The organism is Fructobacillus sp. EFB-N1, assembly GCF_001038455.1.
GTDB lineage: Bacteria > Bacillota > Bacilli > Lactobacillales > Lactobacillaceae > Fructobacillus > Fructobacillus cardui.
Map to the genome: position 1 here is coordinate 40,519 of NZ_LDUY01000008.1, position 16,402 is coordinate 56,920.

The 16,402-nt window shown below is 35.7% G+C and carries 21 protein-coding genes; all 21 read right to left on the reverse strand.

Features of this window, described 5'->3' with window-relative positions:
- Positions 1-634 precede the first annotated feature (634 nt).
- Positions 635-739, reverse strand: a complete 105-nt coding sequence (locus tag FEFB_RS09150) for a putative holin-like toxin (RefSeq protein WP_047974756.1) — start codon at positions 737-739, stop codon at positions 635-637.
- Positions 740-888: 149 nt separating this feature from the next.
- Complete coding sequence (locus FEFB_RS02925) at positions 889-1,155, reverse strand: hypothetical protein (protein WP_047974757.1); 267 nt, start codon at positions 1,153-1,155, stop codon at positions 889-891.
- Between the two features lie 4 nt (positions 1,156-1,159).
- Positions 1,160-1,393 (reverse strand): hypothetical protein, encoded by a 234-nt coding sequence (locus FEFB_RS02930; RefSeq protein WP_047974758.1) that lies wholly within the window; start codon positions 1,391-1,393, stop codon positions 1,160-1,162.
- Between the two features lie 33 nt (positions 1,394-1,426).
- Positions 1,427-3,496 carry a DNA topoisomerase gene (locus tag FEFB_RS02935; RefSeq protein WP_047974759.1) on the reverse strand — a complete coding sequence of 690 codons (2,070 nt, stop codon included), beginning with the start codon at positions 3,494-3,496 and terminating at the stop codon, positions 1,427-1,429.
- A gap of 60 nt (positions 3,497-3,556) precedes the next feature.
- Complete coding sequence (locus tag FEFB_RS02940; protein ID WP_047974760.1) at positions 3,557-3,814, reverse strand: hypothetical protein; 258 nt, start codon at positions 3,812-3,814, stop codon at positions 3,557-3,559.
- A gap of 139 nt (positions 3,815-3,953) precedes the next feature.
- On the reverse strand, positions 3,954-5,744 hold the full coding sequence (locus FEFB_RS02945) for an AAA family ATPase (RefSeq protein ID WP_047974761.1): 1,791 nt from the start codon (positions 5,742-5,744) through the stop codon (positions 3,954-3,956).
- A gap of 27 nt (positions 5,745-5,771) precedes the next feature.
- Positions 5,772-6,413, reverse strand: coding sequence for a hypothetical protein (locus FEFB_RS02950; protein ID WP_047974762.1), 642 nt, complete (start codon positions 6,411-6,413; stop codon positions 5,772-5,774).
- Positions 6,414-6,422: 9 nt separating this feature from the next.
- Entirely contained in the window at positions 6,423-7,715 is a 1,293-nt protein-coding gene (locus FEFB_RS02955) for a toprim domain-containing protein (protein WP_047974763.1), read from the reverse strand.
- Between the two features lie 307 nt (positions 7,716-8,022).
- Positions 8,023-8,766, reverse strand: a complete 744-nt coding sequence (locus tag FEFB_RS02960; protein ID WP_047974764.1) for a sigma-70 family RNA polymerase sigma factor — start codon at positions 8,764-8,766, stop codon at positions 8,023-8,025.
- A complete protein-coding gene (mobL, locus tag FEFB_RS02965; RefSeq protein ID WP_152666229.1) occupies positions 8,766-10,796 on the reverse strand; it encodes a relaxase MobL in 2,031 nt (676 codons plus the stop codon). The genes FEFB_RS02960 and mobL overlap by 1 nt, the downstream gene beginning before the upstream one ends.
- Before the next feature lie 43 nt (positions 10,797-10,839).
- A complete protein-coding gene (locus FEFB_RS02970; protein WP_047974766.1) occupies positions 10,840-11,265 on the reverse strand; it encodes a hypothetical protein in 426 nt (141 codons plus the stop codon).
- A 10-nt stretch (positions 11,266-11,275) separates the two neighbouring features.
- A complete protein-coding gene (locus tag FEFB_RS02975; protein WP_047974767.1) occupies positions 11,276-11,716 on the reverse strand; it encodes a hypothetical protein in 441 nt (146 codons plus the stop codon).
- Entirely contained in the window at positions 11,709-11,990 is a 282-nt protein-coding gene (locus tag FEFB_RS02980) for a hypothetical protein (protein WP_047974768.1), read from the reverse strand. Before FEFB_RS02980 ends, FEFB_RS02975 begins: the two co-directional genes overlap by 8 nt.
- Positions 11,991-12,239: 249 nt before the next feature.
- Positions 12,240-13,190, reverse strand: coding sequence for a hypothetical protein (locus FEFB_RS02985; RefSeq protein WP_047974769.1), 951 nt, complete (start codon positions 13,188-13,190; stop codon positions 12,240-12,242).
- Positions 13,191-13,193: 3 nt separating this feature from the next.
- On the reverse strand, positions 13,194-13,691 hold the full coding sequence (locus FEFB_RS02990; RefSeq protein WP_047974770.1) for a hypothetical protein: 498 nt from the start codon (positions 13,689-13,691) through the stop codon (positions 13,194-13,196).
- Positions 13,688-14,041: a hypothetical protein gene (locus FEFB_RS02995; protein ID WP_047974771.1), complete on the reverse strand. Its 354-nt coding sequence runs from the start codon at positions 14,039-14,041 to the stop codon at positions 13,688-13,690. The genes FEFB_RS02990 and FEFB_RS02995 overlap by 4 nt, the downstream gene beginning before the upstream one ends.
- Positions 14,031-14,315: a hypothetical protein gene (locus FEFB_RS03000; RefSeq protein ID WP_047974772.1), complete on the reverse strand. Its 285-nt coding sequence runs from the start codon at positions 14,313-14,315 to the stop codon at positions 14,031-14,033. Before FEFB_RS03000 ends, FEFB_RS02995 begins: the two co-directional genes overlap by 11 nt.
- 38 nt (positions 14,316-14,353) lie before the next feature.
- The gene (locus FEFB_RS03005; RefSeq protein WP_047974773.1) at positions 14,354-14,575 is read right to left on the reverse strand and encodes a hypothetical protein; all 222 of its coding nucleotides are present in this window, start codon (positions 14,573-14,575) and stop codon (positions 14,354-14,356) included.
- 21 nt (positions 14,576-14,596) lie between these two features.
- The gene (gene ssb, locus FEFB_RS03010) at positions 14,597-15,013 is read right to left on the reverse strand and encodes a single-stranded DNA-binding protein (protein WP_053068934.1); all 417 of its coding nucleotides are present in this window, start codon (positions 15,011-15,013) and stop codon (positions 14,597-14,599) included.
- A gap of 21 nt (positions 15,014-15,034) precedes the next feature.
- Positions 15,035-15,898, reverse strand: a complete 864-nt coding sequence (locus tag FEFB_RS08240) for a replication initiator protein A (protein ID WP_053068935.1) — start codon at positions 15,896-15,898, stop codon at positions 15,035-15,037.
- Positions 15,885-16,142: a helix-turn-helix transcriptional regulator gene (locus tag FEFB_RS03020; RefSeq protein ID WP_047974774.1), complete on the reverse strand. Its 258-nt coding sequence runs from the start codon at positions 16,140-16,142 to the stop codon at positions 15,885-15,887. The genes FEFB_RS08240 and FEFB_RS03020 overlap by 14 nt, the downstream gene beginning before the upstream one ends.
- Positions 16,143-16,402 lie beyond the last annotated feature (260 nt).

A 16,402-nucleotide genomic window follows, 5' to 3' on the forward strand; every position in this document is an offset into this window, starting at 1 on the left:
CGGCATACAATATCATGACAGCCTTTATAATATTTATTCTTCATCTTAAACGGCTTTTTTCTTGTACTCATTACCACTGGTAATCGTGGCATGAATGCCATAATGTTATTCTCAATTATGGACCGCCTTTTCATATTATTCATATAATAAATTACGGCTGATCGTTCAAAAATTAAAAAAATTTTTTGAAGGTTTTTCCATAATTTTGTATTTTTTTCTTTCATTTTTGGGAAGATATAATGCAGTTTATTATCAAAGGTATTATCAACTTCCATCATTACTTAATGGTTGTTCGAATTAGTTAAATAATGTGTAAAATGGAATAATTTTTCAAACTTTTATCTAAAGCAATGCAAATCAACAAAACCAACTTTGCCGAGGGAATATATTCGTAAGTTTTAATATTACTAATTGTTCGTCGCAAAATTCCTACCAATTTTGCTAAATTATTTTGTCAGTGTATCTGTTAAATATCTTTAATTATAGTTGTTCTTTTAGTGATAAATGCTATAATGAAGACATTAAAAAGGAACAGTTGCTGGACACAACTGTTCCTCCTAGTGAACCCGTTAAACGGTGGCTAGCCTTTATAAGTTATTTAATAACCATCATCAGCTCGCTAAAGTAGAGATGGTTATTTTTTTTGGCTTAATTTAATTAAGTCAATGACAATACCTATCAATGCTAGAATAAACATTCCAAACATTAATAGTAAGGTCAAGACGTCCTTGGCGGACATCTGGCATCTCCTTTCCTAGAATGTGGGGGTTGGCTGATTACACCATAAGCACCACCTCCAATCCAGGATAGCCACCATCTTCACTTGTTCACTATGAGAATTATTATACCATGTACAGATCTAGACTAGTTAGAACTGCTAATCCAGTTTTATGCTTTGTTTTTATGGAAATAATTCCATGAACATAAGCCGCCAACAGCCATGGCCACTATAACAATCAGCATGAACGGTAGATGAGAAACAATTTCGGCCCCAATTCGAAAGAAAATACCATGTAAAATCCAAGTGCCAAATACCCCCATATGCTCCATCAGATTGCTCAAAAGGCTTCCTCCAGCATGAGTAGTGCCATAACTGTGCATTGTCACGTGTTTCAATCCCAAAATAGGGTTGAAAAGAGCTGTACTACTAAGCATTTCCCTATACCTCCTTATCTCCAGAAGCGGATTGTGGTGATAAGTTCTGAATGGCATCATGGGCAACTTGAACATCAGTTGTATTTAACTTTTCCATCAATTCTTCAGCCAAACCAACTAATAATTCTTGCTTAAGCTTTTTTGAATCAGCTTTAGCTTGTTGTAATTGTTCTTTGGCCTTGGCCTCCTTTTCTTCTTGATTACGCAACTTCTTTAATGTTGTTTGATTAAATGACATTTTCTTTTCCTCACAATAAATTTATTCTACTTTTTAGCCTTTAGAAAAATCTGGCACAAAATTAACATAAGTCCGGCCATTTATGACTTTCTCTTCTAACTGACCCGAAGCAGTGTACACTTTACCTTTTTTACTTGTAGCTTGAATTGATATTTTCTCGTTATTAAGCAGTTTTTCTACTTCCGTATCAGTAAAACGATGACCACTAAATGAACGATTAAACTGGATTTTTTGATTTGTCTTTGACCAGATACCGCTCACCATATCAGGTACTACTAACTTTTGACTTGGTGCACCTAATTCTTTTTGCAATTTTTTAGCATTTTCAATAATAATCGGCATATCATGAGCCACGGTTAAACTAGATGATTTCATTGCATAGGCCATATCGACTTTGAACTGACCAACCTGTTCAAAAATATCAAAAATCTGTTTTGTAGTAGTTGGCTGAGCGATGAAAGTCCCTTTCACAACGAAGGCAGCAGTCCTGCCAACATCAGTAAGTTGAATTTTCCCTTTTTTGTCTTGAATATAAGCATCTTGCTTTTTTGTGGGAGAAGTCAAATCTGCATAGGTGCTTGTTCGAGTCGCTCCGGTGCCAATCTCATTCTTCTCCAAGAAGGCCTTGAGCCATGACCATGTAGGTGCTGATGGTTTACTATTTTGTCCCTCATGAATAAAGAGTTCTGCATTTTTCCCAATATTTTTATAATTGGTTTCCTCTTCTTCATGTTCTTGGTATATATCGTGCCAGCCATTCACCAAGGGACGATTAATGATTGCCGTAAAACTTGGATTCTCTTTTATTTCAGCCTTAATTTGCTCATATTGGTAATTCTCGGCAAACATAGCTAAAAAGTTTTTTGAGAGAATTTCATAAATTTTGGGACCAGACATGCCATACTTTTTCAGGTCGGCTAAGCTAATTGGAACACGGGGCCCTGGGCGATTGGCGCCGTGGGCCCCTTCTGCTTTAACGTGTGTCTTACGAGGTACTTTGTTCGTAAGTTTACTTACATCAACGCCGACTAAATCTGCGATTTTATCAATGTTTGGCAATGAATCATTAAACTGCTCAGGGGTAATCGTTTTATCCTCAGTTCGAGGATAAGAAACAATCTGATCTTCATAAAGCTTTTGATAAGTTTCCAAAACCTCCTTAGCTTTATAACCATCTTTAGCTAGGAGAGCTGATAGTGAAGATAAATCTAATAACTTAGGAGGCTTTGTCTCTTTTTTCTCAGTAGAAATAATCACTGGCGTTCCGGAAGAAATCAAATCCTCCTTCTCTTTTTCAGCTTCTATTTTGGAAGAAAAACGAAACGGAACTTGCTCATCTTCTTTTTTTACTGACCGAGAGTAAATATTACCAGCATCATCCTTATATCGGTTTTCAAAATAAGGAATCTTTACATAGTTTTTAATCGCTTCTTCTTGTTCATAGACTTTATATAGCATTGCGGACTTAAGCCGTCCTTGCCTGGAAAGTATATTATAGCCACCATACTGACGGGAAGCAGTCGTTGCAATTCGAGTCAACTGCATCGAAATAAAATCCCAGCGATTACGTGCATTACCACGAATTAAATCACCATCTTTGGTAGGATCTGAAATATCACGTAAGTTAGTCATGGCCTTTTGAATAGACTTCGCAGATTCATCCAAAAAGTTTGCACGTAAAACCTTACCCTTCCAGTTGATGGCCAACAACACCTCCCAAGCTAATAGTTCCCCTTCGCCTGAAGGGTCAGTGTCGGTTGCAATCACAATGGCATCAGCGCTTTTTGCTTTTTCCTTGATTGCATCAACTTCACGTTTGGTGGAGCTTTCTTTTTTTGTTTTTGGGTTGTAGGAAGAAGTGTACTGATTACGCCACTGAAAATGACTAATATCCCAGGGGAGATTGTCAAGGGACCATGATTGGTATTTTTTACTTAGTTCTTTTGGCACTTGATTTTCAGGAGCAGCTAGTCCTAACATGTGTCCGTGCAAACTAACAAGCTCATAATCAAATTGATCAAAATGACCAGTCTTCCCACCCAGAGCCTTTTCAAAATTTTTACGGGCACTAGGTTTTTCAGTAATAATTAAGTATTTTGACATTTTAGCTCCTTAAATTTTTAAAATTATGTACACAGAGGACTTCCCTCTGCTTTTGAGCACTTACGATGAAAGTCCTTGAAAATATTGAGCCAACATTTGCATGACAACCCAACCAATAGACGAGACCAAAAGTCCAATTGAAATTGCCTTTAGCTTGCTCTTTCCTTTTTCAGTCCCCTCGCGATCGCTACCAAAAAAATGTACACCAGCAACGACAGCTAACAATCCAGCTAAGCCGACAATTAAAATAAGCACCCATCCTGAGGCGGTGTGCATAGCATTTGCAATTTGCTTTGCTTTTTCTGCTAAATCAACCATTATCGTTCCTCCAACGATTTTATTTCAAAAAAGACGTAAAATTCTTTCTTGCTACATACACTATGGTTGAAGTTAAATATTCTACTGATGTCCCCAACTCAATAAAAAAGAGAATTGTTAATCAATTCTCCTTTTAGCTTTAAGAAATTTCCATGAGTGGTTTAATCCAAAATTTCAATTTTCGATCGTCATAAAGACTACTTTCTTCTAATTGAAGATTGGGATTTTTAGCAACCCTTAAGCGCATAGCATACTTGCCCATGGGATTGATTAGCTGATATTTCAGAATCTGTTTAGAAACAACGGTATCAACTAAATCATTAATTGTCCGTTGGACTGGTCGTGCCCCTTCTTCTGGATTGAAGGCATTTTGAGCTAAATATTTAATCACCTCATCATCATAAAGAATTTTCCAACCGTTTTCATGCTTCACCATTTGAGCATATTCTTTGAATTTTTTAGCCGTAATGGCCTGAACGCTTTTCATGCTCAACTGATTAAACATAATAATATCGTCAATTCGATTAATTAATTCTGGCCGGAACCGATTTTGTAATTCTTTTTTAATTCCACGTTCAATACCCTTATCTTGAACATCAAATTTACCCTCTGGCAAACCACCATACTTCATTTGATCGTTGATAAATTTAAAGCCTTCGTTAGAGGTCATGACAATATAAGCATTACGGAAAACAGCTTGTTTGCCTCGTTTGTTAGTCAAGATACCGTCCTGAAAGATTTGTAAGAGTAAATCAAAAACAGCTGGAGAAGCTTTTTCAATTTCATCTAAGAGGACAATGGTATACGGATTTTTCATGATACCGGCCGTTGCGCGCTCAATAAATTTATCAACTGCTTGGGCATCAACGAATTCTGACATATCAAATCGTAATAAGTTATCTTCTGAGTCAAATAAAACCTCGGCCATGGTCTTTACTAATTCAGTCTTACCAGTACCTGTTGGACCCAGTAGCAATTCAACAGCTAAAGGACGATTTGGATCGTTGTGGTTGACAGCCACCTTTTGAACTTCTTGGCTGATAGTATCAGTGGCACGCACTTGTCCTAATACCCGCTTTGATAAAATTTCCGAAAGTTCTAAGGCGCGTTGCACATTGGATTTACTTAACGATTCAGTTGGGATTCCCGTCACCTCCTGCACTTGATCTAAGATGTCAGCAAGGACAAGGTTGTTTTTCTTTTCCAAAGTCACACGGGCTGCGGCACCTTCTAACAAATCAATAGCCTTGTCCGGTAGAAAGTGGTCATTGATATATCGTTTTGATAAATGAATGGAAGCGTGAATGGCTTCATCATCAATTTTTAAATCATAAAAAGCTTCAAGAGAAGGTTTCAACCCCCTCATAATGATGGTAGCTTCATCATCACTTGGCTCATTGACCATGATTTTTTGAAAACGTCGTTCCAAAGCCGCATCCGGTTCAATGTATTCATGGTATTCATCGGTGGTTGTTGCTGAGATTACTCGAAAGTCGCCTCGAGACAAGCTAGGTTTCAACAGATTACTCATATCAAGTAAACCTCGACTTGCACCAGCACCCATAATCGTGTGCACCTCATCAATAAACAGAACATAAGCATCGCGCTTTTCTTTTAGTTCTTGAATAAGAGCTTCAAAATTTTGGGTAAAGCTGTCACCTTGAAGTGAGGCCACTTCCAGTATAAGGACTTGCACTCCCATTAATCGCTCCGGTACGTCACCATTTAAAATCCGTTTGGTTAGCCCCTCGACAACAGCGGTCTTTCCAACACCGGGTTCACCAATTAAGACCGGCGAATTTTTAGTTCGCCTTTGTAAGGATTCAATCACCTTTCGCGTTTCTTCATCACGCCCAATCACAACATATTGTTCAGGGTGATCTGAAACTTGTTGAGATAAGTTTGTTGTAAATTGTTCAATTGCAGACATGATTTTTACCCCTAAACTCCACAAATCCTACTCATTGCCTTCAGCAGCAGCCATTGCGTCAAAAAGTGTATCAGCATTTGTGATATTCTTTTGATTCACTTCTTCATTGGTCACCTCAACGGCTTTGGCCTCTTCATCTGTTACATCTGGTAACAGATCACTTTCCGTTGTTGGTTCAATTGTGGAAACTTCATTAATAGCAGCCGTTTCTTCGTTATTTTGTGCAGATGAAGTAGCATTATCGTTTAAATCAGCTGTTATAACAGCATTATCCGGTTGAGAGTCAGATTCTTCCACATTCTTTAAGGCAAAATCATGAACATGAGATGGATCCGGCAACGAATCAGATTCTTGTAAAGATGACTCTATATTATTCGATTCTACTGCCTTATGCGATTTTAAATCGGTTTGAATTTGAGTCGTTTCCTTAGGATCAAATAATGATTGATTTGACTCTTCTGTTTGATTAACTTGGCCTTGGGTGCCTTTCAAAATAGCAAATTTAGATTGATAAATTGCGTAATTCAACCCTTCCGTCAAATCTGATAAAGGCATAAATTGGTTGTGTACTCCCTGTCCTTCTTGATTAAGCAATGAATAGTGAATCCATAGTTGCCCAGTCTGTACAAATGTTTGATGAATGATAAGTTCATAATCTTTTGATTGCATGGTAGCTCCTTAAATTTTAATTTCGGCATCTTGAGTGGCGAGTTCTTCTTCAGCAGTAGACTCAAGGACTTCTTGAGGGTTTTCGTTAACTTCTTGATAGCCTGTTAAATCTTCATCATTTGTGGTGATGTTGGTTGATTGGGTCTGATTTTGGTCTATTGTTTCCTTGAGTGGCGAGTTTTCAAATTCTTTAGGTAAAGCCGGCTCATCTTGTAAGAACGCTTCTTCTTGCTTAGGGCTTGCATAGGGTACTTGATCAATAGCATCTATGTTGTAACTAAGTGTTTCGTTCGTTGAGGAATAACGCAACTGATCGTTCCAATCCTTACAATTTAAATCAGCAGGTATATCAATTTTCAATTCCACTTGGTCAAAGGAATTCAAGCGACTTAACATCAAAGCATACTTCTTAGCAAAATTTCTTCCAACTTTATCGTTGTCGGTTGCGAAATGGATACTTTTAGGCAAGTTAATTTCACCTTTATCCGCGTTTAAATAGTGGTCTGAAATATATCGATTTAAGACTGAGTCTTTTACTCCTGACAACGAGAGAAAAGCGACTTGTTCATGTTTATCATGAATTTCTTTAAAGTGCATTTGCCAATAACTGATAGCATCAATTGGAGCTTCTGTAATCACTAATCGATCCGGTTGCTTTTTTTCAGAAGCACCAAAGCGAAAATTAAAACCATAATAAGAAGCCGGGCTACCTTGAATGATGCCCTTCCAATAGCCCTGGTGCTTATCATTTCGATTTTTAGTTGGAATCGTTGCTTGTGTATCAGACCCAACAATTTTTCCAGAAGAATCTCGCCAATTGTACATGAGGTTATGAATAGTCTTCGTGTGGCCATTTCTGGTAAATTCCTTCAAATGATCTGTTAAAAATCCGCCATCGGCAAGTAAATTAACTAAGATGGGATGGATCCCACGTTTTTTTTCAAGGTATTTTTTGGATTGTTCTGAAATTGGACTCGTTTTTAACGATTGAAAGTCGTATTGCACATGTTCAATATCTTCATCGACGGAAGGATGAAAGTCTCCCGTCCGCTCATCTCGAATTTTCTTTAATTTTTGAATATGCTCTGCCTTATTAGTGTTGTTTTCTAAAGCATCCATCAAGCGTAGTAGCCCGCCTTTTTGATCACGGGCAAACCAAACAAAGTTATTGCGAGAAAAATTAACAAATAAGCTGTCATGACCGTCTAACAAACGATAGCCACCTTTATTTGGTTTGCCCCACTTATACCCTTCATAAGTCAGGTATTCTTCAACAGAGACGTAATTTGGATTATCTGTCATTATCTTTGCGCTCCTTGTCTTTTTCTATTAAGACTATGGTCGCGTTTGAATAATTTACAGATGTCCCCTAGTTTTCGCAAACACAATTATACTTACATTTATAATTATAAGTATAATTATAAATAAAAAAGGCAAAAAAAAAGAACACTGACGTGTCCTTAATCCGCCTGAGGAACTGCAACATATGAAGGCGAATTCAGCAGTTGTGTTCCTACAAGCTTATGCACTTATTCTAACAGCAAACAAGCTAATATACAATATAATTTAGAATTTGTTTGAGTAGTGTAAAAAAGTACATGAATAAGACTTATTTAAGGTTATCTTGTATCATACTGGCCATTTTTTGACGAGCATCCTGACTGACCTTGGAAATATGCTGTTGACTGACATTTAATAATTTACTGGCTTCCTGTGTTGATCTAGCACGTCCTGTTTTATCAAATCCGTATACTAAAAATAAAACCATTCGTTCTTTTGCATTTAACTTATTCATCGCTGAATGGATACTGTCATGAATATCTTGCTCATTTCCATTTGAGTCTGGATCAGTAGTTAAATCATCATCAAGAATAGTTGGTTTGTAAGTGAGTTCTTGTAAGCCATTTTTTACACGCTGAGGGCTCCAACCAAGCTTATTGGCTAATTCATCAATCGACGGCTCTCGATTTAAATCATTTTGTAAAAGACTGATTTCCTTTTTTAATTGGTGCTTAGCGCGCAACTGATAGCCTGAGTAGGATAAAGCGTGCTTTGAGTTATTAAATGCCATATAAATTTCTTGATTAATTCGTATATATAGATAATGAGTATGCGAATCACTATTACTTTTTTCGGGATTAAAATCTCTGATGGCTTTCAGCAAACCAAATTGGCCTGCTGATAATAATTCTTGATATAAATCTGCATTACGACTACTAGCATGTTCAGGTATATATTTATGCACACAACTGACTATCAGTCCTTGATAACTGTTCATTAAACGCTCAAGTTTTGAATCATCTCCCGAGACCACTTGATGAAAAAGTAAATTCTGTTCCTGTGTGTTCATCATTACTCCTCCAACTCTTTCTTACGTTCTGCTGATTTAATACGTGCTTGTTCCGCTTCATAAGCGTATTCTGCCTCGTCCATTCCCCGTTGGCTGTCACCCCTAGCAAGTTGCTTTAAAATGGCCTCTACGCCGAGTGAGTTCAATTTAATGAATGAATGCTTTTTTGTTTTGGCAATATGCTTTACTGGTTGCTGGATTTTAGTAGCACGAACTTTTTTGCCATCATCTTGTTGACCATTATTAAGTGAATTAATATGTTCAAATTGATTACGATTTTCATTTAGTAATTTCCGCCGTTCAGTGGCACTTAACTCAGATGACTGCATCAATTCATTATTGAGAAATATCTTGTGTTTAGCGAATAAGATTTTTTCCCGTCTTTCCAGTAAGGTCAATTCGTCTTGACGTTCTTTAGCTGATAAGCTTTCCTTGGATGATTCATTATCCGTTAGCAAGACACGTTCATCTTGAATTTTTTTCAAGTGGTACTTGTAATATGAATCGCTGACCAGCTTAACGTCGGCCTTCTCCGGTAATGTTGTTTGCCAAGCGAGTTCTTTTTTTGTTTCTTTTTGTGAATCGGAAAGTCTGAAATTTGGGGTTTGATCAATTTCTAAATACTGAATTCTTTGTTGGATCTGTTCGTTTTGGAAGAGAGAGAAAGCATCGTGCTTGTCTTTTAAGTTGGCTTGCTTGGTCTTTAAATCATCAAGTTCCTGTTCACGATGGAAAACATGAATGGCCCTTTTTTGTCGTCCCAATTCTTTGGATAATTTTTTGGGTACGGGTTGCTTTTTCATTCTTAATTCTTTGACTTGTTCTTCTAATCGATTTTTGATTTCAACATGTTTTTCAAGCGAACGTTCTTCTTGTTCATAATCAATTTCAAAATATTGAGGTTCAAGATTTTTAATGGTGCGATAAAGTTCATTGACTAATCGATTTTGAATTTTTTCCTGTTGATTACGAGCATATTGATCAGTTTTGGTCGAATGACCATAACCCTTTTGATAGACTTTTTGCAATTTTTCATTATCTTCCAGAAGGTCTAGGTTAGCAGGGCTATTTTTTAAAAAGTCTTGAATAAAGTCATTTGCTAATTGATTTGCAGCCTTCATTTCAATTGCATTCGATTTCGCACGCCATTTTTTTGAATCCTCAGGCAACAAATGAATAATGGCATTTAACATTTCCTTTTGTTGGTAGCTATGATAAAAAGTATCTTGTTTTTGAAAACTTTGAATTAGTTTTTTACTATCAATTTGTCTTTTAATTAATAAATTTCTTTCAATTTCTTGATTTTTATCTAATCGTGCAGCGTTCCAAAAATCTCGTTTTAAATGATTAATCGTCTTTTGTTTAAAGACACCCTTTGGTTCTAATTGACCGTTTTGAATGTTTTTTTTAATTGGTCGCTTTGTATTGACTTCATAAGTTGCTAAATGAATATGAATGTGATGATCATTGAGATCCCCCTTCAAATGAATGTTGCCAAACCAATTAGCTGACTGGTCAATACCCTCCGCCTTTAATAAATTAGGCATCACTTGTTGCACAACTTTTTTTAAACGACGTTGGTCAAGATTACGATCAACCACGTTATCCATAATTTGTTGTTTTACTAGAAAATTATCAGATAACGAAATTACGGTTTTCCACATCAAATTATTGTTCTTTGCAGCTTGATTAATTTCTTTCTTGATATCTTGTAGCTCAGGTTGACTTAAATTAAATTTGTTTTTGGAAAAAGTTGGGGTTAAATCATCTTGGACATTTTCTTCCAATGCTGTCGCGTATTCCTTTTTTCCATATTCAACATAATCAGTGTATCGGCCATTTTTCTTAGCTAAATTTTGTCCTAAAATGTCTTGGTCGTTTTGAACGCTGGTAACCTCTTCATCTCTACCACGATGGTCCAATAAATAGTCCACATAGCCAGACCGACATTTTGAAAATTGATGCTTAATGATAATGTCTGGGTTTGAACCTGAAGTCGCACTTGTTATTATATTTTGACCCATTACTGTCATTTTCCTTTCTTTTTTTTATTATGTATAACTGGAAAAACCAGTTTTATTTCTTTTTTAAAATTGATTTAATTGCTTCTGTTTTTTCGCCCAAGACTTCTGCACATTGCGAATTAGACAAGCCAAATTTCTTAGCCCATCGTACGTTTTCTTTCAATCTTTCTAATTCATCATTTGACAAATAATGTGAAAAATCACTTCCTTCTTTTTCTAGGATTTCATGTATCAATACGCGGATTTCTCCGACGATTGTTCTTTGTACTTTAATTTTTTGTGTATGTGCAATATCCAGTCCCAATAATTCAGCTGGCAACAACCAATTGCCGTGAGAATCTGAATCGCCAATCGTCTTATACCATCTTTCTTCTTCAGGTATATCAGTAGTTGGATTTTTGGCTTTCCAAAAAATTTCATCCAATTGATCAAGTTGCAAAAGCAATGATTGAAGTTGTTCAATTTCTTTGTCTGCCATCTAACTCCTCCTAATTATTGTTTTGCTTTTGAATTCTTTCAATTTCTTGATTGATCAATTCTTTAATTTTTTGGTTACGTTGATATGGAATTGAACCTTCTTCCGTAAAGTTTTGCAGTTCACCATTTAACGGTAAATTCAATAGCACGATTTTCATTTGAGTCAATTCGTTTAAAATTAGTTTTAATCGATTTTCTTCCGTTAAGTTGTTCTGTCTTAAAGCTTTTTCTATTTTTTGTAATTGATTGGCATAAGTATTTTGGTTGTTTTTTTCATAAGGTATGACGAACAATTTTGAAACCATCATCAAACAAAATTTAACTACATCCGTTTTACTCATTTCATATTCAAAATTATCATCATTTTGATTCACCCAATTAAAAATTTCTTGTAAATTTTTTTCGGCATCTTCATCAAAACGGAAGTTATGTCTTTGATATTGGTTAGTCATAGTTATCCTCTAAAATTTGATTTAATAATTCAACTTGTTTGGTTAAAGTGGCTTGGATTAAGGACGTCGATTCAAGAATTTCGTTCTTATTCGTTTTCATTGATTCCAATAATTTTGAAACATTATTTTGAGGTAGATCCATTTCATGTGTTAATAAATTTATTACATAACGCATAAAGGCTGTAACTGTTTCAAATCCTTGTTCTTCGCTTAATAACTTCAAAGCAGCATAATCATTATCATTAATATGTTGTATGCGAATTGCTTTTGACAAAATAAACTCCTTTCATATCGTACATACAGCGTATGTACATTTTGTACGTACAGCGTATGTACAAAATCATCAAAACAGAGCATAAGGGGAAATTGTACTCACGCAAGCGTGCTACCCCACAGTGTGGGGATTTCCCGAGTACTCAGCCATTTTTTCTTGTACATACAGCGTACGTACAGAAAATGGCCTAAATTTTGTCGGTTTCACCTGTTGTACATACGCTGTATGTACAGATTATTCCCAACAAAACTACTTAATTTTCGTGGCTTTTTGAATATCGGGGAATTTAAATTTGCCACTTTCAACATCATTTTTCTTTTGATTTAATGAAGCAGTTTCTTGGTTGGCATCGTTTAATTTTTGATTCAGATCAGTCAAAGATCGGTTCGTTGAATTGATTTCATTTCGAAAATTATCGACGGTCACGTTTCGCTTATTAGCTTCATCCTGAGTAATTGAATCGGTATTTTGTTGAAGCTTTTCAATTTGTTGATTGTCAAAATTAATCAACTGATTAGCACTCGAAATTTGTTGTTGAATGTTCTTAATATTTTGTTGATTTTGCTTTTTCTCAGATTCGATTGAAGACAAAGTGACTTGCTTAGCAGATTGATCTTTCAAATGATAATTCCGCGAAATCTTTTTTTGAATAACTGAAAAAATGGCTTTCGGTGAAGCTTGAGCAGTAGAGTCGGAAGAACTTGAAAAATCAGATGAAACATTACTTGACGGCGTGATTTTTTGTGGCATATTTGAATTGGCTTGAATTTGAATTGCCCCAAATGTTTTATCTAAATCAGTCACAATGACCACCCATTGATTATTCAATGTCGGGATCACCTTAATCTCGCCATCACCTTGACTGGTTTTCCCAGAAAACTTTAATTCATCTCCCGTTAAAACAGAGTCATTGGCAATTCCCGTAGCGGAAAATTTAAATACTGCAATATGTGCATCAGGATTAAATTGTGCAGAAGTCATTTGAACTTGTAGTGAGGAATCACCACCAACTGAAATGGGCGTATTCAGTTTTGTTGGTTGAATATTAATTGGCTCACCCTGTCGATCAACAATGGCAAAAATTAACAAGAATGAAATCAAGGAAAATGTCACAACGGCATATAATCTTTGACGAAAAACAATCTTATTTTCAAGAAAAAATTGCCATTGCCCTGGTGCTAAATGAAATTTCTTAAACATCTATTACTGCCCCCAATTCGTAGTTAAAATACTTTTCAAATTAGAACTATCAACGTCATTATTTGAGACGATAAATTGATTTAACCGATTTAGATTCATACCAGAAATTTGAATACCTACATTGCCTTGATAGACAGGTACAATATAAAAATTTGAATGAACTTTAAGTTCAAAATTCTTTTCAATTTTTTTGGTTTGGTCAGAAAACTGATTCAAATAAACAACCTTAATACTATTTGTGCCAATCTGAGAACCGACTTGGTTGTCCATCACTTTTTTAGCAGATTTTTCAAGTTGGGTTCCTGGTTTATAAAAAACAATCAAAATTCGATTTTTACTTGAAGACTGAATGATATCCGAAGAAGAAACGTTGGGCGTTTCTGAAAAATCACCGGCTGTCACTGCTTGATAAGATTTAAAAGTTAAAACACTAATTAACACAACAGCCACTACTGCAATAATGTGCATGAGTCTGTAAAAAAATGTTTCAATTCGCTTCATGATAATTCACCTGGCATTGGCCGCACTCGACCAGTTGTTAAAGCAATTCGTATGACTGTTTTCATCAAGGCGTCATTTTGATCAGGAACAAAAATGATTTTAAAAGAATCCGTTTTTTCTTGTCCCCTATCACTAATTTCTTTCCGCATTTTGTTACTTGTAGTTACAGCAAACCGTATTGGCTGATTGTCATCTTCAACCACGGCAATCAAACTCATTTTAGGAATTTTGAACGAAGACAGACTCTCAGGTATTAAGCCATCATGCTCAATGGTTTTGCCATCTGACTGATGTTCCAATCCATTTCCTGTTAAAAAAGTAAAACGTAAATATTCTTTTTTAGTCTTCATTTTCTTCCTCCTTCATGATTAATTGATTGAGTTTTTTGGTTTCTTGATTAATCTTAAATTTCAATATTGCATGTTGCTCACTCGTGATTGGGATGAAGCTTAATCTGATATTCAAAAAATCAATATATTTTTGTAATTGACGAATTTTCTTTTGCTTTTTATTTTTAACTGTTTGTGTGTTGCAATTAATAATTGCTTCTTTTATTACCTGCTCAACACGGTCAGTTAGCATTGTTTCTTTAGTTTTAAATAAGCTCAACTGTTTAGTAACCATTACACTTCTCCCTCCCTAATCTCTCTGAAATGTATTAATTAATAATATGGATGGGCTAACCATTTCATATGCTTTGCGTATGGCAATGGGGCATTTTTTAATTCTCTAATCTTAATGTTTTTCTGCAACGCTAAATTTTTTGGAGCTTTACTACTTTGTTTAACTAGCTTCTGATTCACTCCGTTTACTTCGGCTGCATAATACAAACCAGCATTTTTTCTTTTTTCATAATTAGCAATGGAAATATCAATGTTATTCATACTTATGTCTCCTTTCCAAAACTAAAAGGGCAAATCATCATCGGTTACAACAACCTCATCATTGCCGTCAGAAACTAATTCATTTTCTGCTAACTGGTGGCGGAGGATTTCTTTATCTTGACGAGTTTCAATCAAATCAAAATGGTCCACATAAATGTCAGTTACAAAGTGGGTATAGCCATCTTTTTCGTATGAACTACTTTGAAGATGACCATCTAAACCAATACGATCACCTTGATCAACCAATTCAACAAAATTCTGTGCTTGTTTCCCCCAGAGAACAAAGCGGAAGAAGTCGGTTGGCCGTTCTCCATCTTTATTCGTAAAATTTCTTGGTACGGCAATCCGGCCGGTTGTAAAAGTTTTACCAGAATCCGTGCGGGCCAACTCGGTTTTCATAACTAAACGGCCACGTAATGCTGCAATATTCATACTCATAATTTTTGTCCTCCTGTTGTTTTACAAATTGTCAAAACGAAACATTGGCACTTTAGGTGCTATTTCTTTTGATTGAGTAGACTGTTCACTTAATGTTTTCTGCCATTGTTTCTTTTCTTGTTCTAGCGTGTCGATAACTTGTTCAATATAAAAAAGATTTGACGAGTCATTTAGCGCTGCTTTCGTGATGGCTTCACTAACAATTAATGGACCATGATACTTTGCTAATTCTGACAACCGTTGTATCTTCACTTGAGTAATCGATCCACCTGTCTCTTTTCGATATTGATCAATCAGCAATTTTTCCTTTTGCGATTCTGCAGATTGAGTTAATACGTCATCATCATCATCATCTTGTTTTTCTTTTTTCTCAGTATCACTTAATTCAGTATCACTATACTCAGTATCATTACCGTGTCGTTTTGACACTTCCGGACGTGTCGTTTTGACATTACCGGACGTGTCGTTTTGACACTTCCGGACGTGTCGTTTTGACACTTCCAGTTGTACCAAGGGTTCAGAGGTGTTTTTTTGCTCAAAATCAAAAGTTACAGAACCAAGATACATTCGATTTGGTTGATTCATGCCCTGTCTCTCTTCTTCAAGTAAGCCATGATTTGCTAAATCCTTTTTAATGGCACTTACTTTTTTATTGCCACATCCTAATAGTTCTTGAAGAGCAGCAACCGTGAAAATAAAGTAAACATTTTGCTGCTCATCAACCCAGCCATTTTTTAACGACAATTCAAACCGGTCTCTTAAAATGGCATAGGCTGTCTTGGATTCCAATCTCATATCTTTATATTTTTCTGAAGTAAAAAAGATTTTTGGAATTCGATAAAATTGTTCAAATGAATGAATTTGTTGGAGGTTAATTCTTTGCATTTGATGTGTCCTCCTCTTCATTAACAAAAGTCTGTTCAATCAATTCATCAATTGATAGATTTAAACCAGAAGAGATATGCAACAATGACTCAATTGAAGGATTTGATTGAGCGGATTGTTCCCATCTTGAAATCGCACGTTGTGGTACTTGCCAAGAATCGGCCAAATTTTTCTGGGTCATTGAATGACTAACTCGATATCCCTTAATAATTTGCCGTAAATCTAAACCAGTATTGTTATTCATGTTATACTCCTACTATGTGTAAAGGCCCTTGGTGACCACCAACTAAAAAAAGTAAAAAAAAAGAAGCCACATCGGGCTTCTTTGGTTTGCATATATGCAAAAACTATAAAGAGTTATTAGCAATGAAACCATTGCTACCACTCACTAAATTCGCCTTCTGTTGCTTTTAATAATGCGCTTTGGGGTAAATGGACTAAGGGCATTTGTCAAGTCTTAATGCAACAGTTTAAAATTTTTCTTTGAAATAACCTCTTTAAAGC